20 protein-coding genes, 1 tRNA gene and 1 other RNA gene are annotated in these 26631 nt (G+C 71.7%); 6 read left to right on the top strand and 16 right to left on the bottom strand.

Annotated elements, in window-relative coordinates; genetic code table 11:
• The first annotated feature begins 140 nt into the window (after positions 1-140).
• Positions 141-950, top strand: coding sequence for a DUF1206 domain-containing protein (locus SOM11_RS09410; RefSeq protein ID WP_192058693.1), 810 nt, complete (start codon positions 141-143; stop codon positions 948-950).
• A gap of 7 nt (positions 951-957) precedes the next feature.
• Here SOM11_RS09410 and recR read toward each other — a convergent pair whose 3' ends face one another.
• The 6 genes from recR to ffs form a co-directional block, all read right to left on the bottom strand.
• Entirely contained in the window at positions 958-1557 is a 600-nt protein-coding gene (gene recR / locus SOM11_RS09405; protein WP_192058695.1) for a recombination mediator RecR, read from the bottom strand.
• 2 nt (positions 1558-1559) lie between these two features.
• Positions 1560-3977 carry a DNA polymerase III subunit gamma and tau gene (locus SOM11_RS09400; protein ID WP_320477856.1) on the bottom strand — a complete coding sequence of 806 codons (2418 nt, stop codon included), beginning with the start codon at positions 3975-3977 and terminating at the stop codon, positions 1560-1562.
• A 134-nt stretch (positions 3978-4111) separates the two neighbouring features.
• Positions 4112-9139 (bottom strand): choice-of-anchor G family protein, encoded by a 5028-nt coding sequence (locus tag SOM11_RS09395; protein ID WP_320477855.1) that lies wholly within the window; start codon positions 9137-9139, stop codon positions 4112-4114.
• Positions 9140-9246: 107 nt separating this feature from the next.
• The gene (locus tag SOM11_RS09390; RefSeq protein ID WP_192058701.1) at positions 9247-10338 is read right to left on the bottom strand and encodes an HTTM domain-containing protein; all 1092 of its coding nucleotides are present in this window, start codon (positions 10336-10338) and stop codon (positions 9247-9249) included.
• Positions 10335-11054 carry a DUF5819 family protein gene (locus SOM11_RS09385; RefSeq protein ID WP_192058703.1) on the bottom strand — a complete coding sequence of 240 codons (720 nt, stop codon included), beginning with the start codon at positions 11052-11054 and terminating at the stop codon, positions 10335-10337. Before SOM11_RS09385 ends, SOM11_RS09390 begins: the two co-directional genes overlap by 4 nt.
• 363 nt (positions 11055-11417) lie before the next feature.
• An RNA gene (gene ffs, locus SOM11_RS09380) (signal recognition particle sRNA small type) lies at positions 11418-11514 on the bottom strand.
• Between the two features lie 54 nt (positions 11515-11568).
• Between ffs and SOM11_RS09375 the strand changes: the two genes are divergently transcribed.
• Positions 11569-12246, top strand: a complete 678-nt coding sequence (locus tag SOM11_RS09375) for an SDR family oxidoreductase (protein ID WP_192058705.1) — start codon at positions 11569-11571, stop codon at positions 12244-12246.
• Positions 12247-12333: 87 nt separating this feature from the next.
• Here the strand turns inward: SOM11_RS09375 and SOM11_RS09370 are convergent, their stop codons facing one another.
• Together SOM11_RS09370 and pta are read right to left on the bottom strand one after the other, a co-directional pair.
• Entirely contained in the window at positions 12334-13527 is a 1194-nt protein-coding gene (locus tag SOM11_RS09370) for an acetate/propionate family kinase (protein WP_243215395.1), read from the bottom strand.
• On the bottom strand, positions 13524-15677 hold the full coding sequence (pta, locus tag SOM11_RS09365; RefSeq protein WP_192058709.1) for a phosphate acetyltransferase: 2154 nt from the start codon (positions 15675-15677) through the stop codon (positions 13524-13526). The genes SOM11_RS09370 and pta overlap by 4 nt, the downstream gene beginning before the upstream one ends.
• An 82-nt stretch (positions 15678-15759) precedes the next feature.
• Here pta and SOM11_RS09360 point away from each other — a divergent pair, with 82 nt between their 5' ends.
• On the top strand, positions 15760-16251 hold the full coding sequence (locus SOM11_RS09360) for a GNAT family N-acetyltransferase (RefSeq protein WP_192058711.1): 492 nt from the start codon (positions 15760-15762) through the stop codon (positions 16249-16251).
• A 48-nt stretch (positions 16252-16299) separates the two neighbouring features.
• Here the strand turns inward: SOM11_RS09360 and SOM11_RS09355 are convergent, their stop codons facing one another.
• Entirely contained in the window at positions 16300-16857 is a 558-nt protein-coding gene (locus SOM11_RS09355) for a DUF805 domain-containing protein (protein ID WP_320477854.1), read from the bottom strand.
• Between the two features lie 119 nt (positions 16858-16976).
• Positions 16977-17061 (bottom strand) — tRNA-Ser (locus tag SOM11_RS09350).
• A 148-nt stretch (positions 17062-17209) separates the two neighbouring features.
• Between SOM11_RS09350 and SOM11_RS09345 the strand changes: the two genes are divergently transcribed.
• Positions 17210-17581 carry an RNA-binding S4 domain-containing protein gene (locus tag SOM11_RS09345; protein ID WP_192058713.1) on the top strand — a complete coding sequence of 124 codons (372 nt, stop codon included), beginning with the start codon at positions 17210-17212 and terminating at the stop codon, positions 17579-17581.
• Positions 17582-17754: 173 nt separating this feature from the next.
• Entirely contained in the window at positions 17755-18372 is a 618-nt protein-coding gene (locus SOM11_RS09340; RefSeq protein ID WP_192058715.1) for a hypothetical protein, read from the top strand.
• 22 nt (positions 18373-18394) lie between these two features.
• Here the strand turns inward: SOM11_RS09340 and SOM11_RS09335 are convergent, their stop codons facing one another.
• From SOM11_RS09335 to SOM11_RS09325, 3 genes are all read right to left on the bottom strand, one after another.
• Positions 18395-20365, bottom strand: coding sequence for a helicase HerA-like domain-containing protein (locus SOM11_RS09335; RefSeq protein ID WP_320477853.1), 1971 nt, complete (start codon positions 20363-20365; stop codon positions 18395-18397).
• Positions 20366-20464: 99 nt separating this feature from the next.
• On the bottom strand, positions 20465-21172 hold the full coding sequence (locus tag SOM11_RS09330; RefSeq protein ID WP_320477852.1) for a phosphatase PAP2 family protein: 708 nt from the start codon (positions 21170-21172) through the stop codon (positions 20465-20467).
• Between the two features lie 126 nt (positions 21173-21298).
• Positions 21299-22543, bottom strand: coding sequence for a multidrug effflux MFS transporter (locus SOM11_RS09325; RefSeq protein WP_192058721.1), 1245 nt, complete (start codon positions 22541-22543; stop codon positions 21299-21301).
• 288 nt (positions 22544-22831) lie between these two features.
• Here SOM11_RS09325 and SOM11_RS09320 point away from each other — a divergent pair, with 288 nt between their 5' ends.
• Positions 22832-23398: a TetR/AcrR family transcriptional regulator gene (locus tag SOM11_RS09320; protein ID WP_192058723.1), complete on the top strand. Its 567-nt coding sequence runs from the start codon at positions 22832-22834 to the stop codon at positions 23396-23398.
• Here SOM11_RS09320 and SOM11_RS09315 read toward each other — a convergent pair.
• From SOM11_RS09315 to mmsB, 3 genes are all read right to left on the bottom strand, one after another.
• Positions 23367-23942, bottom strand: a complete 576-nt coding sequence (locus tag SOM11_RS09315; protein ID WP_320477851.1) for an MOSC domain-containing protein — start codon at positions 23940-23942, stop codon at positions 23367-23369. The genes SOM11_RS09320 and SOM11_RS09315 overlap by 32 nt on opposite strands.
• A 114-nt stretch (positions 23943-24056) precedes the next feature.
• Entirely contained in the window at positions 24057-25154 is a 1098-nt protein-coding gene (locus tag SOM11_RS09310) for a sugar-binding protein (RefSeq protein WP_192058728.1), read from the bottom strand.
• 104 nt (positions 25155-25258) lie between these two features.
• Complete coding sequence (gene mmsB / locus SOM11_RS09305; RefSeq protein WP_243214811.1) at positions 25259-26626, bottom strand: multiple monosaccharide ABC transporter permease; 1368 nt, start codon at positions 26624-26626, stop codon at positions 25259-25261.
• Positions 26627-26631 lie beyond the last annotated feature (5 nt).

The raw sequence follows: 26631 nt of genomic DNA, 5'->3' as shown, positions 1-26631 counted from the left end.
CAGAAGAGGGAACGGCGCGTCGCATCGACGTCGCGCCTGCGTCCGCCGATTCTATTCGGTGCCGCGGGCGTGTGACGCACGGTCGACCCGGGGTCGGAACGGACCGGGCGGGCCGACCTCCGCTCCCCTACGGTTGACGCATGCCCGACGCCTCAGCAGAAGCCCGCCAGACCACCAGCAGGGTGCAGAACAGCCGCCCCCTGAAGACCCTCGCGCGGGTCGGCTTCGGCATGAATGGCGTGCTGCACATCCTCATCGGGGTGATCGCCCTGCGGATCGCCTTCGGGGGCGGTGGCGAGGCCGACCAGGGAGGCGCGCTCGGGGAGCTCGCATCGCGCCCGGCGGGCATGGCCCTGCTCTGGGTGATCGTCGTCGGGCTGTGGGCTCTGGGTCTCTTCCAGGTCCTGGAGGCCGCTCTCGTCCGGGGGACGGACAAGGAGGACTGGGCCGCTCGGGTCAAGGAGGGCGGCAAGGGCGTCGCCTACCTCGCGGTCGGCTTCACGGCGTTCACGTTCGCCCGGGGCGGATCGAGCGACAGCTCGGATCAGACGGAGTCGCTGAGCGCCCGACTGCTGGCGACTCCGGGCGGTGTCGTGCTGCTCGTCGTGGTGGCCCTGATCGTGGTCGGCATCGGCGGGTACATGGTCGTGAAGGGGATCCGGCAGAAGTTCCGGGAGGACCTCGTCGTGCCGTCGGGCCCATCGGGTCGGGTCACGATCGCCCTCGGCATCGTGGGCTACGTCGCCAAGGGGATCGCGCTCGTCGTCGTCGGCGTCCTCTTCGGGGTGGCTGCCGTGCAGGCGGATCCCGACGAGGCGTCGGGTCTCGACGGTGCCCTGAAGGCCCTCGCCGAGCTGCCGTTCGGGACGATCGTGCTGACCGCCGTGGCGTTCGGACTCATCGCCTTCGGTCTGTACAGCTTCGTGCGGGCGCGTCGCGCACGACTCTGATCGGGCCTCACTCGGTGACGAGCCGGCGCCCTTCGAAGGCCCGGCCGAGGGTGACCTCGTCGGCGTACTCGAGGTCGCCGCCCACCGGCAGGCCGGAGGCGAGTCGGGTCACCCGGAGACCGAACGGCGAGAGCATTCGCGACAGGTACGTGGCGGTGGCCTCTCCTTCGAGGTTCGGGTCGGTGGCGATGATGACCTCCTGGACGGTGTCGTCGGCGAGACGCTGGACGAGCTGCCGGATGCGCAGATCGTCCGGTCCGATGCCGTCGATGGGGCTGATGGCCCCACCGAGCACGTGGTACAGCCCACGGAACTCGCGCGTCCTCTCGATCGCCTGGACGTCTTTGGCCTCTTCGACCACGCAGATGGTGGCCGGCGAGCGTCGGGGGTCGCGGCAGATGCCGCAGGTCTCCTGTTCGGTGACGTTGCCGCAGATCTCGCAGAAGCGCACCTTGGTCTTGACGTCGACGAGCAGCTCGGAGAGCCGGGTGGTGTCGAAGTTCTCGCTCTGGAGGATGTGGAAGGCGATGCGCTGCGCCGACTTCGGACCGATGCCCGGCAGTCTGCCGAACTCGTCGATGAGCTCTTGGACGATGCCCTCGTACACGACTACTCGCTTCTCTGAGGCGTGACGCGGGGAGCGATCGTCTCTTCTTCGATGAACTGGGCGTTGAGGATCTCACGGACGACGGCCTCGCCGTACCTCGAGTTGGCGGGGATGCCCCGTCGGGGGTCGCCGGCGGCCGCCCGGCGCTCGGGCGCGGAGGCGCCGGACCGTGACGGTTCGCTCGGTGCGCCCGCACCGGACGTCGAGACCCTGCTCGATGCCGACGACGACGTCGGACCATCCGACGGACGACCGGTCGCGGGTGGTGCCGCGACGGGTGCCGGATCGGCGTCGATCCGCGGGGCTCCGCCGTCGGGTTCTTCGGTGATGTGCTCGGGCTCGTCGGGTTCGGGCGGCGCCGTCTGCGGGATCGCCGCGACGTCCCACCCGGTGACGGGCGAGGCGGCCTGACGGGCTGCCGGTCGTGCGGCCGCGGGCGCCGGCGCTGCGGGCGCTCGGCTCGGCGCCGGGGGCTCGGTGACCGCGGGTTCGTCTGCAGGGGGCTCGGCGGCGGACGGCTCGGCGGCCGAGGGCGCCGGTGCGTCGGCCTGCGACACGGGGTTCGACGTCGCCGGGGTCTCCGTCGGCGCCGGGGCCGGGCGTGACGGCGCACCCTCGACCCGCGCGATGTACTTGACGGTCACGCCGAGGACGCTCTGGATGGCGCGTCGGAGGTGCTCGCTGACGCCTTCGCCCGCGCCCTGCGGCTTCTTGAAGTTCTCGACGTCACTGGCGCTCGGGAAGGTCAGGGTGAGGACGTCGTCGGCGTAGGCCTGCACCGTCGCGGTGACGACGACCATCCACGCGGTGCGCTTGGCCTTCTCGACGACCTCGACGATCTCGGGCCAGCTGTCGCGCATCTGCTGCAGTGTGACCGGGGCCGTCGACGATGCGCGCTCGGCCGGGTCGGCGGGGACGCCGTCGACCACGGGCGGCGTCTGTGCCCACGCCGCCGAGTGGGCCGCCGTCGGCGCGGCCGGAGCCGACGGCGTCGACTGTTCTGCCTGCCTGGGCTGTGCCGCCTGCGCCGGCTGTGTGTCTGGGTTCGGGTCCGGGGTCTTGGCACCCCAGGCGGCCGAAGCCGTGGCGGCGACGGCACCGGGTGCCGACCCGGCGACCGGGGTCGACTCGACCGCGGGTGCCGGCGTGCGAGCCGCCGCGGGGGGCTGAGTCGCACGGGACTCGGTGCGTGCGGCGGCGGCCGGCGACGAGGTGCGAGCGGTGGGAGGCGCACCCGCGACCGACGCCTCGACGCCCTCGACGCCGACGCGACGCTCGAGGCGCTCGACCCTGGCCAGTGCCCCGCGTTCGGTCTCGTCGGCCTCGGGGACGAGCACCCGGGCGATCATGAGCTCGAGGTGCAGACGCGGCGACGTCGCCCCCGTCATGTCGGTGAGGGCGCGGTTGACGACGTCGGCGGAGCGGGAGAGCTCGGCGGCGCCGAAGGACCGGGCCTGGTGCAGCAGGCGGTCGAGCTCGTCTGCGGTGATGCCACGGAGCACGGCGGAGGCCCCGTCGGCCGTCGCGCCGACGACGATCAGGTCGCGCAGTCTCTCGAGGAGGTCTTCGACGAAGCGACGGGGGTCTTGCCCGGTCTGCACGACCCGGTCGACGGCCGCGAAGGCGGCCGCACCGTCGTGCGCGCCCAGGGCCTCGACGACCTCGTCGAGGAGGGAGGCGTGCGTGTAGCCGAGGAGGGCCACGGCACGTTCGTATTCGATGCCGCTGTCTTCGCTGCCCGCCATGAGCTGGTCGAGCAGCGACAGGGTGTCGCGGACGGAGCCGCCGCCGGCGCGGACCACGAGGGGCAGCACGCCGGGTGCGGCGTCGACCTTCTCGGTCGCGCTGAGCTGCTGCACGTAGTCGAGCATCTGCGCCGGGGGGACGAGACGGAAGGGGTAGTGGTGCGTGCGCGACCTGATCGTGCCGATGACCTTGTCGGGCTCGGTGGTCGCGAAGATGAACTTGACGTGCTCCGGCGGCTCTTCGACCACCTTGAGCAGGGCGTTGAAGCCCTGCGGCGTGACCATGTGGGCCTCGTCGAGGATGAAGATCTTGAAGCGGTCGCGAGCCGGCGCGAAGATGGCGCGGTCTCGGATGTCTCGGGCGTCGTCGACGCCGTTGTGACTGGCCGCGTCGATCTCGATGACGTCGAGCGAGCCGCCGCCGTCTCGGGCCAGCTCGACGCAGGACGGGCAGACGCCGCACGGGGTGTCGGTGGGCCCCTCGGCGCAGTTGAGGCAGCGGGCGAGGATGCGGGCCGACGTGGTCTTGCCGCACCCGCGGGGACCGCTGAAGAGATAGGCGTGGTTGACGCGGTTGGTGCGGAGGGCCGTGCGCAGAGGATCGGTCACCTGCGTCTGCCCGATGAGCTCGGAGAAGTTCTCTGGCCGGTAACGGCGATACAAGGCGGTGACCACGGGACCAGAGTAGCCGGGGCCACCGACAGCGGACTACTCGCGAGAGGGCCTCGCCCGCGACTGCGGACGAGGCCCTCTCTCGATGGGCGGCGACGACGAGGTGGGTGAGTCCCCCGTCGTCACCGACCCCGGCTCTAGCGCATCGTCGTCCCGATCCTGCTGCGGCGACGGGAGGCCAGCAGCATCCCGAGGCCGAGCACGAGGATGCCCGTGCCGGTGGCCGCCCAGGGCAGGGCGTCCAGTCCCGTGTAGGCGAGGGTGCTGCCTCCGGTGCTCGGGCGTCCGCCCGCCCCGACGACGATGCCCGCGCCTCCTTCTGTTCCGACCGCACCCGCTCCGACGGCCGCGTCGACGACCACGAACTGCGTGCTGTCGTTCTCCGGCTCGACCAGCGATGAGTCGCTGCCGGTCAGTTCGACGCGGTGCAGTCCCAGCTCGAAGTCGGCGCCGACGGCGAACCGGAACGTGACCGTCCCGTTATCGTCGGCGACCTGCGAACCGAGGGGGATCGGCGTCGATCGGACGACCGCGCTCACCGTCTCACCGGGGACGAAGTCGGTGCCGTAGACGGTCTGCACGACTCCGGTGCCGCGGACGATGCGCTTGATCTGGACCGTGGAGGAGTGGTCGCCAGGGAGCGCGTCGGGCGTGGTGCCGGTGCCGGCGGTGTCCGTGCCGGCGGTGTCGGTGCCGGCCGTGTCGGTACCGGCGGTGTCGGTGCCGGCCGTGTCGGTACCGGCGGTGTCGGTGCCGGCCGTGTCGGTCGCCGTGCCGACGACGTCGGTGCCCGCGGTGTCCGTGCCGACCACGTCGGTGCCGACCGAGGCCACCACGTCCGTGCCGACCGTGCCGACCACATCCGTTCCGGCGCTGTCGGTCGCGATGGTGCCGACCACGTCCGTGCCGGCGCTGTCCGTCGCGACCGTGCCGACCACGTCCGTGCCGGCGGTGTCCGTCGCGACCGTGCCGACCACGTCGGTGCCGACCGAGGCCACCACGTCCGTGCCGAGCGTGCCGGTCACGTCGGTCGCCAGCACATCCGTGCCGAGCGTGTCGACGGCCGTCCCGAGCACGTCCGTGGCGATGACGTCAGTCCCCAGCACGTCGGTGCCGAGCACGTCCGTCCCCGCCGTGTCCGTGGCGGTGCCGATCACGTCGGTGCCGATCGAGTCGGTCGCCGTTCCGACGATGTCCGATCCGGCCGAGTCCGTCGCGATGGTGCCGACGACGTCCGTACCTGCGCTGTCCGTCGCGATGGTGCCGATGACGTCGGTGCCTGCACTGTCCGTCGCGACCGTGCCCACGACGTCCGTTCCCGCACTGTCCGTCGCGACCGTGCCGATCACGTCCGTCCCGGCGCTGTCCGTCGCGACCGTGCCGACCACGTCGGTGCCGATCGTGGCCACCGCGTCCGTGCCGAGCGTGTCGACCGCCGTACCGAGCACGTCCGTGCCGATGACATCAGTACCCAGCACATCGGTGCCGAGCACGTCCGTCCCCGCCGTGTCCGTGGCGGTGCCGATCACGTCGGTGCCGATCGAGTCGGTCGCCGTTCCGACGATGTCCGACCCGGCCGAGTCCGTCGCGATGGTGCCGACGATGTCCGTGCCGGCGCTGTCCGTCGCGATGGTGCCGATGACGTCGGTGCCCGCACTGTCCGTCGCGACCGTGCCCACGACGTCCGTTCCCGCACTGTCCGTCGCGACCGTGCCGACGACGTCCGTTCCCGCACTGTCCGTCGCGACCGTGCCGACCACATCCGTGCCGGCGGTGTCCGTCGCGACCGTGCCGACCACGTCGGTGCCGACCGAGGCCACCACGTCCGTGCCGAGCGTGCCGGTCACGTCGGTCGCCAGCACATCCGTGCCGAGCGTGTCGACGGCCGTCCCGAGCACGTCCGTGGCGATGACATCAGTCCCCAGCACATCGGTGCCGAGCACGTCCGTCCCCGCCGTGTCCGTGGCGGTGCCGATCACGTCGGTGCCGATCGAGTCGGTCGCCGTTCCGACGATGTCCGACCCGGCCGAGTCCGTCGCGATGGTGCCGACGACGTCCGTACCTGCGCTGTCCGTCGCGACCGTGCCGATGACGTCGGTGCCCGCACTGTCCGTCGCGACCGTGCCGATCACATCCGTCCCGGCGGTGTCCGTCGCGACCGTGCCGATCACGTCGGTGCCGATCGTGGCCACCGAGTCCGTGCCGAGCGTGTCGACCGCCGTACCGAGCACGTCCGTGCCGACCACGTCGGTACCCAGCACATCCGTGCCGATCACGTCGGTGCCGATCGAGTCGGTCGCCGTCCCGACGATGTCCGACCCGGCCGAGTCCGTCGCGATGGTGCCGACGACATCCGTGCCTGCGCTGTCCGTCGCGACCGTGCCGATCACATCCGTCCCCGCGCTGTCCGTCGCGATGGTGCCGATCACGTCGGAACCCGCACTGTCCGTCGCGATGGTGCCGATCACGTCCGTGCCGGCGGTGTCCGTCGCGACCGTGCCGGCCACATCGGTGCCGATCGAGGCCACGACGTCGGTGCCGATCGTGGCCACCGAGTCCGTGCCGAGCGTGTCGACCGCCGTACCGAGCACGTCCGTGCCCGTCACGTCGGTGCCCACGACATCCGTGCCGAGCACGTCGGTGCCCGTCGAATCCGTCGCCGTGCCGGCGATGTCGCTGCCGATCGAGTCGGTCGCCGTGCCGACGATGTCCGACCCGGCCGAATCCGTCGCGACCGTGCCGATGACATCCGTCCCCGCGCTGTCCGTCGCGACCGTGCCGATCACATCCGTTCCCGCGCTGTCCGTCGCGACCGTGCCGATCACGTCCGCACCAGCGGTGTCCGTCGCGATGGTTCCGATCACATCGGTCCCCGCGCTGTCCGTGGCAATCGTCCCGACGGCGTCCGTGCCGGCGCTGTCCGTCGCGACGGTACCGGTCGCATCGGTGCCGAGGACGTCGGTGCCGACGTCGGCGGTCTCGACCTCGATCGTGACCGCTTCGCCTTCGACGAACACCGTCCCGTCGAGCGACTGCTCGGGCGTGATGTCGTACGTCCCGACGCCGACGCCGGTGAAGGTCGTCGTCCACCGTCCGTCCGTGTTCACCGCGGCCTGAGGGGCCCCGGCTCCGAGCGAGACCCGCACGGTCGCGCCGGGCTCCGCGGTCCCGGTGACGGTGACGTCCGTCGTGCTCGTGGACGTGGCCACGACGACGGGTGCCGAGCCGTCGGGGCTCGTGATGACGACCGGTGCGGCGAGCCGCACGTCGATCACGGTGGTGACGGCGGCCGAAGGAGCCCCGGTGCCGACGGTCTGGGTGGCCGAGACGGTCTGGTCCGGTCCGACGGCGACGCCCGGGACGACGACGCTCCACGTTCCCGTGGCGGTGGCCGTCGTCCGAGCGATCGCGGAGCCGATCGTCACGTTCACGACGGCCTCCGGTGCGGACAGACCGCCCACAGTCACCGCGGTCTGCGTGGCCGGGCCGAGGACGACGAACTCGTCACCGGCGTCGGGGGTGTTGATCGTCAGGGCGTCGAGCGCCTGCGCATTGACCGTGGCGCTGGCCAGGTCGACCACCGCGCCGGAGCCCGCACCGTCGGGCAGGATCGCCAGACGCAGTGCACGGACGGTCGAGGCGCCGGTGTCGGTGCCGTCGGGGTCGCGGAAGCCGGGACCGGTCTGCGAGTTCACCGTCACCGAGACGAGGCCGTTCACGACGTCGAGCACGGGGCTGAGGACGTCGCCGACCCCGCTCGTCGCCGCGGAGAGCACATCCCCCACCGCGTCGAGCGCGGTCCCGTCGAGCACAGGCGCGAGCACCGGCCGCGTGATGCCGGGCAGTGCGACCTCGACGGCGTCGGAGACGCCTGTGAGCACGACGCCGTTCAGGAGGGCCCGGAGCGGCACCAGGAGCAGCTCGATCGCGGGAGCCGCGTTCGGCAACGGTGTCAGGGTCGACGTCGCGACCGGCCGGGTCGGGTCCGTCCCGAGCAGGGCGCCGAGCGTCGTGTCGACCCTGATGGTGAGCGTGGCGAGGGGCGCCGTGGTGGCGGTCCCGAACAGAGGAGTCACCGACACGGTCGGAGTCGTCGTGACGACGGCCTGGACCCGAGTGGTGTCGATCGCTCCGGTGATCGCGGTGCTCAGCGAGTCGGGCAGGGTCGTGTCGAAGATGGTCGACAGCGCCGTCTGGAGCTCCGCCTCGACGGCGGCTCCCGTGAGCAGCTCCGTGTTCGCCGGCAGATCGTTCAGCGACTGCAGCTCGGCGACGTCGACCGTGACGTCACCGGTCGACAGGTCGACGGTGACGGGCCCGCTGGTCAACGGCGCCGAGAGGACGGGAGCGGTCGCGGCGGGCAGATCGACGCTCGCCGTGACGGCCGCCTGCGTGTCGGCCAGGGTGAGGGTGCTCCCCAGCACCGACAGCGCACCGCGGACAGGTGCGAGGACACCCGTCTCGATCGTGTCGGGGAGATCTGCGGTCGCGCCGTTCGCCGAGTCGTTCAGGTCGTCGATGGTGGTCGTCAGATCGCCGGTGAGCGCCTCCACCGCCGGGCTGTGCAGGGCGATCGTCGCTCCGTCGACCTGGTACTCGCTGTCGACGGTGTATCCGGTGCTCGTGCGGGTGGCCTCGGCGCGAGACGAGATCGCGCCGATCTCGAGCGCGAGCTCGTCGGCGAGACCGGCGATCTGGGCCTGGGTCAGGAACCCGGTGAGGTCGAGGGACGCCTGCTGGGCCGGCGTGCCGTCACCGGCCTGCACGAGACCGCCCTCGGTGATGAGCCCCGAGGCCGCCACCGACCCGCTCGGTGTCGCCGAGCCGTACTGCGACACGGCGCCCAGGTCGAGGATGCCGTTGTCGCCGAGCAGCTGCACGCCGCCCTGGATGCGGAGCGTCTGGAGCGCGGTCAGGTCGAGCGGGTCGACGACCGGGGCGGACGTCGTGCCCGAGTACGACGAGTAGGCGCCCCCGAGCTCGGCGACCTCGTCGACGTCGACGATGCCGCTCCCGCTGAGGAAGAGCCCTTCCGCCTCGGAGACGTCCGGTGGTGCCGCCTGGGCGGGGACCACCGTCGCGGTGACGACGAGCGTCCCCACGGCGACGGCCGCCCCCCAGAGTCCTAGCGTGCCCAGGGGGCCGCGGTGAGTGAGTTGTCGCACGGGTGCCTCTTTCTGGCGGGCCTCGGGCCCGCCGGCTGATCCGACTCCCCCGGTGGTTGGCCGAGGGTGTGCTGTGGTGCAGGTGGTGGTGTCGCGTGGTCGCCTCGCTAGGTGACGGCGGGCGACGTCCGATCGCTCGGCGCGCCTTCGGGCAGCTCGCCGATCCCTCCCCTCGATCTCGAGATCCTGGCCCGGGCGGTCCGGGCGCGTTCCGCGACGAACACCGCGGCGCGCTGGAAGGTGACCGTCCGGATGAAGATCATGTCCGCCGCGAGCATCGCGAGCGAGAACAACGGCAGGCCCATGAAGAGGCCGATCCCGATGTGCATGCCGGTCACGCCGAGCAGGCCGACGACCCTGGTCCAGCGCCGCAGCAGCAGGAACGGGAAGAACAGCTGCACCGCGACGGCGAACCAGGTCGCGAACGCGACGAGGACGCCGCTGGCGGTCAGCAGACCGCTGAGGGCCGGCCAGGGCGCGAATCGATCGACGTGCAGCGGGTAGTAGATCGCCGTGCCGTCTCGCCAGAGCTCGCCCTGCACCTTCGACAGGCCCGCCACGACGTAGACGACGAAGAGCTGACCCGCAACGGCCACGAGAGCCCCGTTGTGCAGCAGCGTCGAGACCCAGCCCGCCTCCTCACGGGCCCGGGCGACCCATCGGGGACGCGAGGCGACCGCGGCACGACCCCGCGCCTCCTGCCGGCTCCTCCGACGCGCGTCGAGCGACCAGACGCGCGAGAGGTCGGTGAAGCAGAAGTAGAAGAGGAACAGCCGGACGGCGTTGTCCGTCTGGTCGACGGCGAGCACGTTCGAGGCCGCGAGGCTGGCGTACAGCCAGAGCGTCGCGATCGCGGCGACGCGGGCGTGCCAGCCGAGGAGGAGCGCGAGGGCCGACAGCCCCAGCGCGACGTAGCCGATCCAGAACGCCGGGCCGCCCACCTGCGCCGCGTCGAAGATCACGAACGGGAACCCCCAGGTCGACGACCGGTTGAGCGGCTCGGACCAGCCTGACGCGCCTCCCCAGGTGTACGACGCCGTGCTCGCGTTCGCGAGCACGAAGAGGAGGATGCCCAGACCGGTGACGATCCGCGCTGCGGCGACGCCGTAGAGCGCCTTCCGGCCGTCGAGGAACCACCACTCGAGACGCCCGGCGAGCCGGGCCCAGGAGGCGCGGGCGACGTCCACCACGGCGCTCACGACCGACCCCCGGGGCCGTACAGCACGTCGATGGCGCCCTGGTCGAGCGTCGAGTCGGGCAGCGGCGAGCGCCATCCGCCCGTCACGAAACGGAACTCGGGGTTCGGGGCGGGGTCGGCGCGCTGCTCGAACGGGGTGACGGGAGTGATGCGGACCCGGACCTGGACGTCGTCGACCTCGCCCCACTGGGCCGTGGCCACCGCGGAGGCGATGCGGTTCAGGGCGTCCTCGTAGTCGACGTACGACCGGACGGCGCCGTCGCCGGCGGAGGACGTCGCGGCGAGGTCGTCGACGAGCTCCTGCCGCCAGTCGCCGTCGGTGAGGGTCTGCCCCACCGCGGGGCCGGCCTCGTCGCCGAGCGCCTGATAGGCCCGGAAGTACCCGCGGGCCAGCGAGAAGTTGGTCAGGTAGGTGCGCGACGGCACGAGGTGGTGCGTCACCCCGTTGGCGATGTCGCGATCGGTGATCGTGAACCACTCGGTGGCCGCGCTCTCGCCGGTCGGGACGGCGCGGACGTCGAGCGAGATGTCGCTCGAGACCGGATCGGGGGCGAAGACGGACCAGCTCTGCTGGAAGAACGGCAGCATGTACCCGCGCAGGGTCTCCTCCCCGACGGCCGCCCGGACCGGGTTCGCGGCCGACGACCACAGCAGCGTCGCACCCAGGTGGCCGACGAGCAGCACGACCACGAGGCCGAGGGCGATGCGCGGCGCCACGGGGCGACGACTGTCTCTCCGCCTGCTGCGGCGCGCTCCCCCACGGGTGGACGAGTCGGACCCGCCCGAGAGCGGAGACGGTGAGCCGACGACGATGGTCGGCGCGAGGTCGCCCGGGGTAGGGGTCGACGAGGCGTTTCTGATCCTGTGCGACGTCACGGTCGCGGTCCTCTCGGGTCGATCGATCTCGTTCCGCCGTGGTGAGGGGCGGGACAACCGGCCTTGGTGAGGGGCCGGATCGCGTCGTGGTGAGCGGCGCGTGGTCGACGTGGTTGGCGTCGACGTGCCGTCATCCTATGCGGAGGAGCCGCCGATCCGCACCCCGCGAACAGGGGGGACCTCGACGGACGGCGCCCCGAGACGAGAAAAGACCCCTCACGCACCCGCCAGAGCCCGGTTACCCTTGCTGCATTTCTGCCCTGGGGGAGTTGGCCTGGATGGCGCCACGTGAGGAGCCTCGAGAAGTTTAGCGGCATCTGAGTGCCCGCCGCGACCCGGGGTGTTGCCTGGTGGCATGAGAATCGTCATCGCCGGAGGACACGGCAAGATCGCCCTGCTCCTCGAACGCCGACTCGCCGACGCCGGGCACGACCCCGTGGGCATCGTCCGCAACGCAGACCACACCGCCGACCTCGAGACAGCCGGCGCCCGTGCGCTCGTGCTCGATCTGGAGAAGACCGACGTCGACACGCTCGCCGGCCACCTCGACGGGGCCGACGCCGTCGTGTTCGCCGCCGGTGGCGGGGGCGGCAGCGGTGCCGAGCGCAAGCTCACCATCGATCGCGACGGCGCCGTGCTACTGGCCGACGCCGCCGAGAAGGCCGGAGTCGGTCGCTACGTCATGGTCTCGGCCATCGGCACCGACGACTTCGACCCGGCCCGCGCCGAACTGCCCGCCGAGAACGACGACGACGTGTACCAGGTGTACATGCGCGCCAAGAGCGAGGCCGACGCGGACCTCCGCGGTCGCGACCTCGACTGGACGATCGTCCGCCCCGGCGGTCTCACCGACGACGCCGGCACCGGTCTCGTCACCGTGGGCACCACCGTCGACCGCGGCACCATCCCCCGTGCCGACGTGGCGGAGATCATCGCCACGGCGCTGATCGAGGGCACGGCCGTGAAGACCCAGTTCGAGGTCGTCTCGGGCGACGCGACCGTCTCGGACGCTCTGGCGACCATCAAGTACTGACCCGCGCCTCCTCGGTCGTCGGGGAGACCACGAAGGGCCCCGGAGGCGCAGCTCGCGCTCCCGGGGCCCTCTCGCGTCTCAGATGGTTCAGACGAGCGCCGCGGACTGCCGTGCGATCTCGAGCTCCTCGTTCGTCGGCACGACGAGCACCTTCACGGCCGACCCGTCGGGCGAGATGAGGCGCGCCTCGCGGGACGCCAGCTCGTTGCGGTCGTCGTCGACGTGGATGCCGAAGAACTCGAGCCCCGCCAGGGTGCGTCGGCGCAGCAGAGCGTTGTTCTCGCCCACTCCGGCGGTGAAGACCACCGCGTCGAGCCCGCCCAGCTGGGCGACGTACGCGCCGATGTAGTGCCGCAGGCGGTGCCGGTACACGGCGAGCGCGGCCTCGGCCACGGCGTCGCCGCGAGAGGCGCTGTCTTGCACGTCGCGCATGTCGCCGCTGCCGGTGAGACCCAGCAGCCCGGACCTCTTGTTGAGCAGCGTGTCGAGCTCGGCGACGTCGAGGCCGGCCTCGCGGTGCAGGTGGAAGACGGCGGCGGGGTCGATGTCGCCCGAACGCGTGCCCATCACGAGACCCTCGAGCGGGGTCATGCCCATGCTCGTGTCGATCGAGCGCCCGCCGTCGATGGCGGCCGCCGACGCCCCGTTGCCGAGGTGCAGCACGATGGTCTTCAGCTCGGCGAGGGGCCGCCCGAGGAACTCGGCCGTCTTCTCGCTGACGTACTTGTGCGACGTGCCGTGGAACCCGAACCGGCGCACGTGGTGTCGCTTGGCCAGGTCGGCGTCGATGGCGTAGGTGTACGCCGCGGGGGCCAGCGTCTGGTGGAACGCGGTGTCGAAGACGGCGACGTGCGGTACGTCGGCGAAGGCCTTCTTCGCCGCCCGGATGCCCTGCAGGTTGGCGGGGTTGTGGAGGGGCGCGAGGGTGGAGAGCCGATCGATCGCCTTCTCGACGTCGTCGGTCACGATGGTCGCCCGGTCGAACTCCTCGCCGCCGTGGACGACGCGGTGCCCGACGACCACCGGCGGGTACTCGTCGAACGACGGCCCGTCGGCCTCGAACGCGCTGAGCATCGCGGCGAAGCCCGCGGCGTGGTCGGCGATCGGCTGCGAGTCGTTGCGCGTCTCGTCGCCCGTGACCTCGTTGCGGTGCCTCGTCGACCCGACGCTGTCGCCGATCCGCTCGACGAGACCGCTCGCGAGGGTCCGCTCGCCGTCGAGCTCGATCAGCTGGTACTTGAACGACGACGAACCGGAGTTGACGACGAGGACTGCGCTCACGAGGGGTTCCCTTCGGGGGTGGATGCGGGGGTGGGGGCTGCGGCCTGGGCGCTCTGCGTCCCGGCCTGGATGGCCGTGATGGCGACGGTGTTGACGATGTCGCCGACCAGCGCGCCGCGGGAGAGGTCGTTGATCGGCTTGCGGAGGCCCTGCAGGATCGGCCCGATGGCGACGGCCCCGGCGCTGCGCTGCACCGCCTTGTAGGTGTTGTTGCCGGTGTTCAGGTCGGGGAAGATGAACACCGTCGCGCGGCCCGCCACCTCGGAGTCGGGCATCTTCGCCGCGGCGACGGTCGGATCGGCGGCCGCGTCGTACTGGATGGGCCCCTCGACCAGCAGGTCGGGTCGGCGTTCGCGCACGAGCGCCGTGGCCGCCCGCACCTTCTCGACGTCGGCGCCGGAGCCGCTGTCGCCGGTGCTGTAGCTGAGCATCGCGACCCGTGGTTCGATGCCGAACTGCTCGGCGGTCTGCGCCGACGAGATGGCGATGTCGGCCAGCTGCTCCGCCGTGGGGTCGGGGATGACGGCGCAGTCGCCGTAGACCAGCACCCGGTCGGCGAGCGCCATGAGGAACACGCTCGAGACGACACCCACGTCGGGCAGGGTCTTGATGACCTCGAACGCGGGTCGGATCGTGTGAGCCGTGGTGTGCTTCGCGCCCGAGACCATCCCATCGGCGAGTCCGAGCTTGACCATCATCGTGCCGAAGTACGAGACGTCGGTGACGGTGTCCATCGCCATCGAAGCGGAGATTCCCTTGTGGGCGCGCAGCTTGGCGTACTCGGCGGCGAAGCGCACCTGCAGGCTCGGGTCGAAGGGATCGAGCACCCGGGCGTCGGCGAGGTCGAGCCCCAGCTCGGCGCCGCGGGCCCTGATGGCCGTCTCGTCGCCGAGCAGCGTGATCCGCGCCACACCCCGCTGCAGCAGCGTCGACGCGGCGCGGAGGATGCGGTCGTCGTCGCCCTCGGGCATGACGATGTGCTTCGCGGCGCCGCGCGCCCGCTCGAGCAGCTGGTACTCGAACATCAGCGGCGTGACCACGCCCGAGGGGCTGACCTGCAGGAGGCGCAGCAGCTGCGCCCCGTCGACGTGCTTCTCGAAGAGGGCGAGCGCGAGGTCGTACTTGCCCGACGAGTCGGCCGCGAGCCGGCCTCGGGTCTGCGTGATCGCGAGCGCGGTGTCGTAGGTGCCCATGTCGTTGTGGGCGATGGGGAGGGGGCTGTCGAGACCGGCGATGAGCCGGTCGACCTGCGGAGCCATCTCGAATCCGCCGTTCAGCACGATGCCGGCGAGCGAGGGGAACGTCTCGGAGGCGTGGGCGAGCACCGTCGCGACGAGCACGTCGGACCGGTCGCCGGGCACGACGACGATGGCGCCCTCGGTGAGCCGCGGCAGCACGTTCTCCATCGACATGGCGGCCACGACGACGCCGACCGCCTCACGGTCGAGAAGGGCCTCGTCGCCGCGGATCATCGTCGCGCCCGTCGCGGCGAGGACGGCGCGGACGGTCGGGGCCACGAGGAGGCGGTCCTCCGGCAGGGCCCAGACGGGCACGTCGGCGGACGGCGTACCCGCAAGGGCCTCGCCCACGCCCGCCACGACCTCGTCGAGGCGATCGGGCCCGACGCGGTTCGCCACGACCCCGAGCAGACTCGCGTGCTCGCTGCGCAGCTCGGCCGTCGTGACCTCCGCGACCTGACGCATCTCGGCGCCGTTGCGAGCGGTGCCCCCGTCGGAGCTGCGCCCGCCGAGCACGAGCAGCACCGGCGCACCGAGGTTCGCGGCCACCCGGGCGTTGAACGACAGCTCGGTCGGGCTGCCGACGTCGGTGTAGTCGGAGCCGATCACGACGACGGCATCGCACTGGCGCTCGACGGCGGCGAACCGGCTGACGATGGTCGCGAGCGCGGCATCGGGGTCGGCGTGCACGTCGTCGTAGGTGACGCCGACGCACTCGTCGTAGTCGAGGTCGACCCCGTCGTGCGCGAGCAGCAGTTCGAGCACGTAGTCGCGCTCGGCCGTCGACCGCGCGACCGGTCGGAACACCCCCACGCGACCCAGCTCGTGACTGAGGGTGTCGAGCACCCCCAGCGCGATGGTGGACTTGCCGGTGTGGCCTTCTGCGGACGTGATGTAGATGCGAGTCGACACGACGACCACACTAGGGCGGTCGGCTCGGAGGCCGCGGTGAACGGGGGTGAACGCCTGCCGGCCGCACCCCTAGGCTCTCGCCATGGAGATACGACCTGCGACCGAATCCGACCTGCCCGGCGTGCTCGAGATCCACGCGGACGCCGTGGCGAACTCGACCGCCATCTGGACGGACGAGCCCCCGACCCTCGAGGGGCGACGCGAGTGGCTGACGAACCACTCCGAGGCGGGCCGCGCCGCGCTCGTCGCCGTCGACGGCGACCTCGTCGTGGGCTACGGCAGCTACGGCCCGTTCCACGCGAAGGAGGGCTACCGGCACACCTGCGAGAACAGCGTGTACGTCCGCCCGGGCCATCAGGGGTCGGGCATCGGGCGCAGCCTGCTCGAGACACTCATCATCGAGGCGACCGCAGACGACCTGCATGTCATGGTCGCCCTGATCGAGGCCGAGAACGAGGCGTCGGTCGGGCTGCACCGCTCACTCGGATTCGTCGACGCCGGCGTGCTGCGCGAGGTGGGCACGAAGTTCGGCCGCTGGCTCGATCTGCGCTACATGACCCGCGCGCTCAGCTGACCCGCGCCTCCTGAGCTGCGAGGGCGACGGAGGGCCTCCGGCGCGGCGTCAGTCGCGGGGCTTGTCGAACCGGGCGCCCTCGGGCTTCGGCGCGAGCAGCGTCATGACGAAGACGGCGATCGAGCCGAACGGCACGAGGTACAGGAACTGGAAGAAGCCGCTGAGCCCGACGTCGTGCAGCCGCCGTGCGGTCAGCGAGAGCGTGCCGACGAGCAGCACCAGCCACAGCACGAAGTTGAGGATGACGAGCGGCACGAAGATCGCCAGCGGCGGGTCGGAGACCGCCTGGCCCGAGGCGTCGACCGTGCTGCCGATCGAGGCGACGAGACCGGTGATCATGATGAGGACGAACGACACGACGCCCTGGACGAGTGCGAACCACCAGTACTCGCTGCGACTGGCCCGACCCGAGTAGTCGAAGAACTTGCGGAAGAACCGCGACACGGCCGCGGTGAGCGGGGCGTCGTAGTAGGGGGCCCAGAGCGGCGGCGGACCCTGCGTCGCCGACCCGTGCTCACCGGGCTGAGGGGCCTGATAGGCCGACGGCTGCTCGGGCTGCGGCTCGTAGGGCTTCGGCTGGTACGGCTGCGGCTGCTCGTCGGTCATGGTGTTCCCCCCGGATCGGTGACGCTGGTGCGACAACCGTAGCGCGCCTCCTCGTCGGGGCGACGACGAGAGCCCCCGGCATCCTGAGACGGATGCCGGGGGCTCTCGTGGTCGTGCGGCGGAGGATAGGGGATTCGAACCCCTGAGGGCTTGCACCCAACACGCTTTCCAAGCGTGCGCCATAGGCCACTAGGCGAATCCTCCAGGAGGCGCGGCGGATACCGGCGCGCGACCTCGATCACTCTACCGGATGCGCGCCCGACTCCGTGACGACGGGGCGGCTGCGACGCCCGCGAGCCGTCGCCCGGGGCGCCCGCCCGCCCGCACGCCCGCGCCGACGTAGCATCGACGCATGGACTCCCTCGCCTCGTGCCGCGTCGACGCGTGGCTGTGGGCCGTCCGCATCGTCAAGACGCGATCCGCGGCGACGGCGGCCTGCCGCGCCGGTCACGTCCGGGTGGGCGGCGAACGCGTCAAGGCCGCCCAGACGGTGCGACCGGGCGACGAGGTGCGAGTGCGTCTCGGCGGGTTCGAGCGCATCCTCGTCGTGCGCCAGTGCCTCGTGAAGCGGGTCGGCGCGCCGGTCGCGGCCCTGGCGCTCGACGATCTGACTCCCCCGCCGCCCCCTCGCGAGGAGGTCGCCACGGTCGCCGTGCGCGATCGCGGCGCCGGTCGACCGACGAAACGCGAGCGACGCGAGCTGGAGAAGCTGCGCGACCGCTGACCGCCTCCTGCCGATCGGCGGTGATCGGCTCGGATCCGCACGGATCGGTCGGTACGGCCGGGCATCTCCCTCTATGATCGAGATTCCGACGACGCCCGCTTGGGGGCGGGCAGAAGTCGCTGTGAGGCCCTCGCGGTCGGACGGAACGGCGTCGTCGACCGAGGGGTGAGCTGATGCCGATCGTCGCGAGAGACGACTACGCCCTGTTCGTCGAGCCTCGACGCTCGGTGGCCGTCAGCGCCACGCTCACGGGCCTCGCGGCGATCGTCCCCGTCGGGGCCGCCCTCCTCTGGCTCACCTGGCCGTCCGGTCTCTGGCCGGTGGTCGTGGCTCTCGGCGTCGTCGTGATCGCCCTCGGTCTCGCCGCCTACCGGCGCTACCGCCTGTCGTTCGCCGCCCTCGACGCCGAGCACTTCGTCAAGCGCGGATGGCTCCCCGGCTCGGTGCGGGTCCGCCGCGATCGGGTCTCCGAGGTCGTGGTGGTCAGCACCTACCTCCCCAACAGCACCGACACGGTGCTGCAGCTGGTGGCCTTCGACGCCGTCGGGGTCCGGCTGTTCCGCATGCGCGGCCACTACTGGCCCGACGAGGCGATCGTCGCCGTGCGCGACGCGCTCGACGTCGCCTCCACCCTCATCGACAAGCCGATGTCGCTCCGCCAGTTCTTCCGGCGGTACCCGCACGCCCGCTACTGGTACGAGGGGCGTCCCGGGCTCACCGTGCCGGTGATCGTCGGCCTCTTCGCGTTGGCCTCGGGTGCGCTCGTGCTCGTCTACGGCACTCTCGCCTGACGCACCGCCGCGCCACCTGTGCTCAGCGGCGGCGCAGGGTGCCGAATATCCCCTTGACGACCTCGCGCACGACGGCCCTCCCGGCGCTCGATCCCAGCACGTCGCCGAGCACTCCCCCGCCGCCCTCCCGCGACGACGACCGCGTCCCCGAGGAGGTGCGGGTCGCCGATCCGCGCCCCGCCCGTCGCCCGGCCGCCGCGCGCTCGGCCCGCTCGAACTCCTTCTGCTGACGTTCGTACTCGGCCTGGGCCGCCTTCCGCTCCCGTTCGGCGGAGGCCGCGGCCTTCGCGTCGGAGCGCTCGCGCGCGGCGGCCTCCTTCAGCTGGGCGTCGATCGTCGTCTGACGAGCCGCGGCGTCGGTGCGTTCGCGGGCGTCGAGCGCGGCGGCCTCGAGCCGGCGGGCCAGCATCTCGCGGGCCGAGTCGCGGTCGATCCCGGCGCCGTAGACCGGCTGCAGCGGCGAGGCCGCCACCGACGCCCGCATCGTGTCGGCCGGTGTGGGCGACATCGATCCGCGCGGCGCCCGCAGGCGGGTCCAGGCGACCGGGCTGGGTGCCCCGCGCTCGTTCATCACGGTGACCACCGCCTCCCCGGTGGCCAGGGTCGTCAGCACCTCGGCGAGGTCGTACTCGCTCGTCGGGTAGGTCGAGACCGTGGCGCGGAGGGCCTTCGCGTCGTCGGGCGTGAACGCGCGCAGCTGGTGCTGCACCCGCGAGCCGAGCTGGGCGAGCACGTCGGCGGGGACGTCCTTCGGGGTCTGGGTGACGAAGACGATGCCGACGCCCTTCGACCGGATCAGCCGGACGGTCTGGACGATCTGCGCCGTGAAGTCCTTCGATGCGTCGGCGAAGAGCAGGTGGGCCTCGTCGAAGAAGAAGACGAGCTTGGGCACGTCGAGGTCGCCGACCTCGGGCAGGTCGTTGTACAGGTCGGCCAGCAGCCACATCAGGAAGGTCGAGAACAGGGCCGGCCGGTCGTGCACCCCGGGCAGCTCGAGCAGGCTCACCACGCCTCGGCCGTCGGCGGTCGTCCGCAGGAACTCCGCCGTGTCGATCTCGGGCTCGCCGAAGAACGCGTCGGCCCCGCGGTCGGCGAACGTGATCAGCTCGCGGAGGATCACCCCGACGGTCTGCTTGCTCAGACCGCCGAGGCCCTCGAGCTCCCCCTCGCCCTCGTCGCTGGTCAACCAGGTGAGCACCGCCCGCAGATCGGCGAGGTCGAGCAGCGGCAGCCCCTCCTGCTCGGCGTAGTGGAAGACGAGCCCGAGGCTGGACTCCTGCGTGTCGTTGAGGCCGAGAACCTTGCCGAGCAGCAGCGAGCCGAACCCGCTGACCGTGGCACGGACGGGGACGCCCGTGCCGATGCCGCCGAGCGCGAAGTACTCGGTCGGCGTGCCCTCGGGCGACCAGTCCTGACCGATGCCCCGGGTGCGCGCCGAGAGCTTCTCGGAGGGCTCGCCCGGGGTCGCGATCCCCGAGAGGTCGCCCTTGACGTCGGCGGCGAAGACCGGCACGCCCGCAGCCGAGAGCTGCTCGGCCATCACCTGCAGCGTCTTGGTCTTGCCGGTGCCGGTCGCCCCGGCGACGAGTCCGTGCCGGGCGAGCATGCCGAGCGGGATGCGCACGGGCACGTCAGGCAGGGCGTCGCCGTTCACCAGGGCGCCGAGCTCGAGCGCGGGGCCGTCGAAGGCGTACCCGGCACGGACGGCGTCGACCGCCGACGGGGACAGGGGCCCGGTCGACAGCGGGGCCGTCGACAGCGGGCCGGTCGGCGTCGTCGCCGAGGCCGACGTCGAGGCCGACGTCTCGGCCGCCTCGCCGGCCGTCGCCTGCACCGTCGACTCGACCCGCTCCTCCTCGACCGCCTGGGCCTCGGCGTCGGCCGCCAGCCGTTCCGCCCGCGCGAGCGCCGCCTCCGCGTCCTGCTTCGCCTTCTCGGCGGCGGCGACCGCGGCGGCGGCCTCCGCCCTGGCCTGCTCGAGTGCGTCCGTCATGGCGTCAGCCTAGGCACGCGGAGGCGCGGAGTCCGGGCGAGTGCGTCCACTGCGGTCGCACCTGCACGCCCGCCTCGGCCGGACCCGCCCGGAACGGGCTCAGGCGCGGTGCTGCCAGACCCAGCCCAGCCCCCGCACGCGCTCCTGCTCGTCGAGCAGCCGGTGCGCGACGGGCGCCCAGAGGACGACTGCCACCCCCGCCCCGATCAGCAGCCCGCCGATGGTGTCGGTCAGCCAGTGCGCGCCGAGGTACGTGCGGCTCAGCAGCATCGCGATCGTGTACAGCACGCCGGCCACCCAGACCCACACGCGGCGGAGGACCACGCCGAGCACGACGGCGAGCGTCGCGGCGTTCGCGGTGTGCCCCGAGGGGAACGACCCGTAGTCGCTGACGACCATGATCTCGGCCGGCCGCGCCCGGCCGAAGGCGTGCTTGACGATCTGCACGACACCGGCGCTGAGCGCGCACGCCGCGATCCAGTAGACGGCCGCCCAGGGGCGTCGACGCAGCAGCAGCAGGGCCATCACCCCCAGGGGCACGACGAAGACGCCGATCACCCCGGCGCCGATCACGTTGAAGACGAGCGAGGGTACGTCCCAGAACGGGTGGCGGTGCTCGACGAGCTCGCCCATGAACTCCTCGTCGATCGCGATGGCGCCCGAGCGAGCCGTGATGACGACTCCGAGCAGCAGCACGACGCCGATGGCGCCCAACGCGCTGAAGACCCACCAGCGCCGCTGGACGCGCCGGGCCACGCGTTCTTCGGACGGTGACGCGGGTTTCGGGGCCAGGGGGTCGGTGCGCATCCCCAGAAGGTACCCGCACCGCGGGGGTCGGTGGCCGAGGAGGTACCGGCACCGCGGGTGTCGGTGGCCGAGGAGGCACCCGCACCACGGGGGTCGGTGGCCGAGGAGGCACCCGCACCGCGGGGGTCAGTGGCCGAGCGCCGGCACCGTCCGCGGCCGCACCAGCAGCCAGAGGCTCGCGATGGCGACGCACGACGTCGCGATCATCACGCTGCCCATCGGCACCGCCGAGCCGATCCCGAGGAACCCGACCACCGGCGAGATGAGACCGGCCAGGCCGAAGTTCAAGGCGCCGAGCAGCGACGCCGCCGTGCCCGCCTCCTTGCCGTGGTTGGCCAGACCGAGCACCTGGACCTGCGGGAACGAGAACCCGCAGGCCGCGATGAAGAACCAGAGCGGCACGAGGATCCCGACGAGCCCGGCCCCCGCCGAGTCGAGCACGACGATGGCGGTGGCCGACACCAGCAGCACGATCGTCGAGCAGGCGAGGATCCACTGCGGCCCGACGCGGCGGGCGAGCCGCGAGCTGATCTGCACCCCGGCGACGATGCCGAGCGAGTTGACCGCGAAGAGATAGCCGTACTGCTGCGGGTCGAGCCCGTAGACGTTCTGGAAGAGGAACGACGACGCCGACAGATACGAGAACAACCCCGAGAACGTCATCGCCCCGATCAGGGCCACCCCCACGAAGATGCGATCGCTGAACAGCGCCTTGTACCGCTGCCCCAGCGTCGTGTGCCCGGCCTCGAGCCGGCGGGCCGGCGGCAGCGTCTCGACGATGAGGAAGATCGCGGCGATGATGACGAACGCGCCGTACGCCACGAGGAACACGAAGATGCCGCGCCAGCTGGTGAACCGCAGCAGCTGCGACCCGAGCACGGGGGCGACGATCGGGGCGAGCCCGTTGACCAGCGCGAGACGCGACAGCATCCTGATGAGCGGCAGTCCGCCGAACAGGTCGCGGACGGTGGCCATCGCCACGACCCCGCCGGCCGCGGCCCCCATGCCCTGCAGCACGCGGAACAGCCCGAGCAGCTCGATCGACGGGGCCGCGGCGACCCCGATGCTCGCGAGGATGTGCACGGCCGTCGCGACGATCAGGGGCAGGCGGCGACCGACCTTGTCGCTCCACGGGCCGACCAGCAGCTGACCGACTCCGAAGCCGATGGTGGTCGCCGTGAGGGTCAGCTGGATCACGCCGCTGTCGACCGCGAACTCCTCGCGCAGCTGCGGGAAGGCCGGCAGGTACAGGTCGATCGTGAACGGACCGAGGGCGGTCAGCGCGCCGAGCACGATGACGTAGACGAGGCGCTGACGGCGGGTGAGCGAGTCACCGGGGTGGACGACGGTGGTCACGGGGCTCCGAAACATGAGGACGAGGAGGGGCGGGCGAGCCCGGTGCCCGGCCGCGCCACGGTGCATCGAATCGTTTCGAGCGCACCGCGCGACGGCAGGGGCGGGAGATCACGGGAGGGTGACGGTCGATGCCGATCCACGGACGCCGTCGCTCACAAGCGTACCGCGACGACCCCGGGGCGGGACGATGCGCGAGCGGTGCCGCCACGGCGACCGCCACCGGGTCCGCCGGGAGGACGCCAAGGTCTAGGCTCGGGTCAGTCCGGCGCGGCCGGGCCCCGCACCGCGCCACAGGAGGCCCCCATGGTCGACGCCCGAATCGTCCAGACGACCCGATCGCTGCACACGGCGATCGTCGAGCTCGCGTCGAACCAGCCCGTCTCGGGCATCACCGTCGCCGACGTGACCCGGGCCGCAGGCATCAACCGGGCCACCTTCTACAGCCACGCCACCTCGCCGGGCAGTCTTCTCGCCTCCGTGCTGACCCCCGAGCTCGACGCCATCCGCCGCGACGACGCCGAGCTGCGCGCGCGGCCGGGCGCCGACCCCGAGGCCGTGACGCGGCTCGCCGTCGAGAGGGTCGTCGACCACGTCGTGCGCTACCGCGACGTGTACCGTCTCGCGCTGCCCGACCGGCTCGACGCGTCGATCCACCAGACCCTCGCCGAGCACTTCGCCACGACGTCGCTCGCCCACATCGAGGCCCTGCCCGCGGGCACGGCGCCCGACGGCATCGCGCCGCACATCGCCTCGGGCTTCTTCGCGCACGCCCTCGTCGGCGCCATCGAGGCGTGGCTCGGCGGCCGCCGCACGAGCCGCCGGACGCTGCTCGACACCATCACGTCGATGATCCCGGCCTGGTGGCACTGACCGCCCCGTCGCCTTCCCCCAGCACCGCGAGCGTCGCCGGCCCGAGACGCAGCGCCCCGCTCGTCAGAGGCTCGCAGCGGATGCCGCCCCGACCGCGCAGGGCCCGGAACGCCCCCGGCGCCAGCACGACGTCCATCCATGCGCAGGGGTTGGCGGGGCGGTTCGCCCGCAGCAGCACCGGCCCATCCCCCGAGTCGAGCGAGAACGTGAGACCGGTCAGCGCATCGACGTCGACGCCGCGCAGCACGATGTTCCGCCGTGTCGCCGCGGCGTCCAGGGGCCCGGAGCCGAGGAGGCTCGCGACCGTCTCGAGGGACTCCGCCGCGAACACGGTCACCGACGCCGCCCGATGGGCGGGTCTCGCGAAGTAGCGGTCGCCGACCACGCCGAGGCCGGCCCGCAGCTCGAGCCGGTCGTGCGTCTCGACCCCGGTCGCCGGCTCGGGTCCGTCGGACGGTCGCCCGACGTAGCGGGAGCGGGGCGACGCGAGCAGCAGCTCGACCGTCACGCTCGTGACCGTGCCGACCCGCGCCTCCTCGTGCATCCGATCACGATAGCGAGTCCGGGTACGGCGAGAGCCGACCGCCCTGACGGACGATCGGCTCTCGGGTGGTGCGGTGGTGCGGTGGTGCGGTGGTGCGGTGGTGCGGTGCCGCGACTACTTGGTCAACGGGCCCAGCGTGGGGTCGTTGGCGTAGGCCTCGGCGGCGTTGTCCTTGGTGACGATCTGCGGGGGCAGGAGGTACGCGGGGACGACCTTCGAGCCGTTGTCGTACGACTCGTCGTCGTTCGTCTCGGCGGTGTCACCCTCGGAGACCGAGGTGACCATGGCGACGGCCTGCTTGACCAGGTTGCGGGTGTCCTTGTTGATCGTCGAGTACTGCTCGCCGGCCATGATCGACTTGACGGACTCGACCTCGGAGTCCTGACCGGTGACGACGGGGACGTCCTTGCCGGCCTGCTTCACCGAGGTGATGATGGCGCGGGCGAGGGTGTCGTTCGGGCTCAGCACGCCGTCGAGCTCGGTGTCGGTGTAGGTGCTGGTCAGCAGCGAGTCCATGCGGCGCTGGGCGTTCTCGGCCTTCCAGCCGTCGGTCGCGGTCTGCTTGATCTCGGTCTGACCGGAGCCGACGACGACGGTGCCGTCGTCGATGGCCGGCTGCAGCACGCTCATGGCGCCGTCGAAGAACACGGCCGAGTTGGCGTCGTCGGACGAGCCGGAGAACAGCTCGATGTTGTACGGGCCCTCGGCCTTCTTGGCGGCCATGCCGTCGAGCAGGGCCTGGCCCTGGAGCTCGCCGACCTTGAAGTTGTCGTACGCGACGTAGTAGTCGACGTCTTCGGTGTTGAGGATCAGACGGTCGTAGGCGATCACGATCGCGCCGGCGTCGTGCGCCGCCTTGACCTGCGTGCCGAGCTGACCGCCGTCGGCCGCGCCGATGACGATGACCTTCGCACCCTTGGTGACCATCGACTGGATCTGCTCCTGCTGGTTCGCCACGGTGCCGCTGGCCGCTGCGTACTGCACGTCGGGCTCGAAGCCCGCCGCCTCGAGGTCCTCGTTGAAGAGGTCGCCGGCCAGGACCCAGTTCTCACTGGTCTTGGCAGGCAGGGCGACGCCGACGATCGAGCCCTGCTCGAAGCCGGAGGCGGCGTCGCCGGAACCGGCGTCGGTGCGGGCGGAGTTCGAGCAGCCGCTCAGGATCAGCGTCGTTGCTGCGGCGACCGCCATGGTCGCCAGCGCGATTTTGCGCATGCTGTGTCTCTTTCTCGTGAGTGAGGTGGTGCGGTGGGCCGCCGAGCGGCGGTCCGAGGGAGGCGCGACCGGCCGTCGATGGACGGTCGCGCTGGGAAGCGGGTCTAGTTGGGGGTCGTCGAGTTCGGACGCTGCACGTCGGTCACGTCGCCGTTGGGGGTCAGGACGGGGCTCGCGGAGTCCGTCGAGGGTCCGACGCCGTTCTGCGTGCCGGCCGCGGACTGGGTGGCGGCCGGTGCCGCGACGCCGTTCTTGTCGCGGTTCAGCCCCCGGGTCAGGAAGCCCGTGATGGACGGGCGGCCCTGGCTCTTGTTGTAGACGTCGACGGCCACGGCGATCAGCAGCACGAGGCCCTTGATCATCTGCACCTTGTCGGAGCCGACGCCGAGCAGCTGGAGACCGTTGTTCAGCACGGCGATGACGAAGCCACCGACGATCGATCCGGTCACGGTGCCGATCCCACCGGCGACGGCCGCGCCGCCGATGAAGACCGACGCGATGGCGTCGAGCTCCCAGTTCAGGCCGTCCTGCGGGCCGGAGGCCCCGGCACGGGCGACGTAGATCATGCCCGCCACGGCGGCGAGCACCGACATGTTCATCATGACCAGGAAGTTCACCCGGCGGGCGTTGACGCCCGACAGCTCGGCGGCGTGCGAGTTGCCGCCGACCGCGTAGATGTGACGACCGAAGATCGTGTTCTGGGTGATGAAGCCGTAGACCAGCACGAGCACGCCGAGGATGATGCCCGAGATCGGGAAGGACGTTCCGACCCGGCCGCCGCCGAACAGCGTGGCCGCGTACAGGATGATCGCGACGAGCACGGCGACCTTGACGAGGCTGACCCACATCGGCGCCATGTCGGAGCCCATGGCCTGCTGCTTGCGACGCAGGCGGAACTCGCGCCAGACGACGACGGCTGCGAGGACGAGACCGAGCAGCAGGGTCGCGTTGTTGTACCCGGTGTTCGGGCCGAACTCGGGCAGGTAGCCGGCGCCGATGACCGTGTAGCCCTCGGGGACGGGCAGCGTGACCGCGTTGCCGACGAACTGGTTCGCACCGCGGAAGAGCAGCATGCCCGCCAGCGTCACGATGAACGCGGGCACCCCGACGTAGGCGACCCAGAAGCCCTGCCAGGCGCCGATCGCCGCACCGACCACCAGGCCGAAGACGATGGCGACGGGCCACGGGAAGTTCCAGGTGGTCATCGAGGTCGCGACCATGATTCCGACGAACGCGGCGACCGAGCCGACCGAGAGGTCGATGTGGCCGGCGACGATGACCATGACCATGCCGATCGCGAGGATCAGGATGTACGAGTACTGGCTGACCAGGGCGATCAGGTTGGGCGGGTCGAGGGTGAGTCCGCCCGTGAGGACCTGGAAGATCAGGATGGCGACCACCAGGGTCGCGATCATCCCGAACTGGCGGGCGTTCGACTGGTTGCCGCCGAACACCTTCTTCAGGTCTTTGATGCCAC

Source organism: Frigoribacterium sp. CFBP9029, from assembly GCF_034045305.1.
Lineage (GTDB): Bacteria > Actinomycetota > Actinomycetes > Actinomycetales > Microbacteriaceae > Frigoribacterium.
Note: the sequence above shows the minus strand (reverse complement) of the source record. Positions and strands in the feature narration are given on the sequence as shown.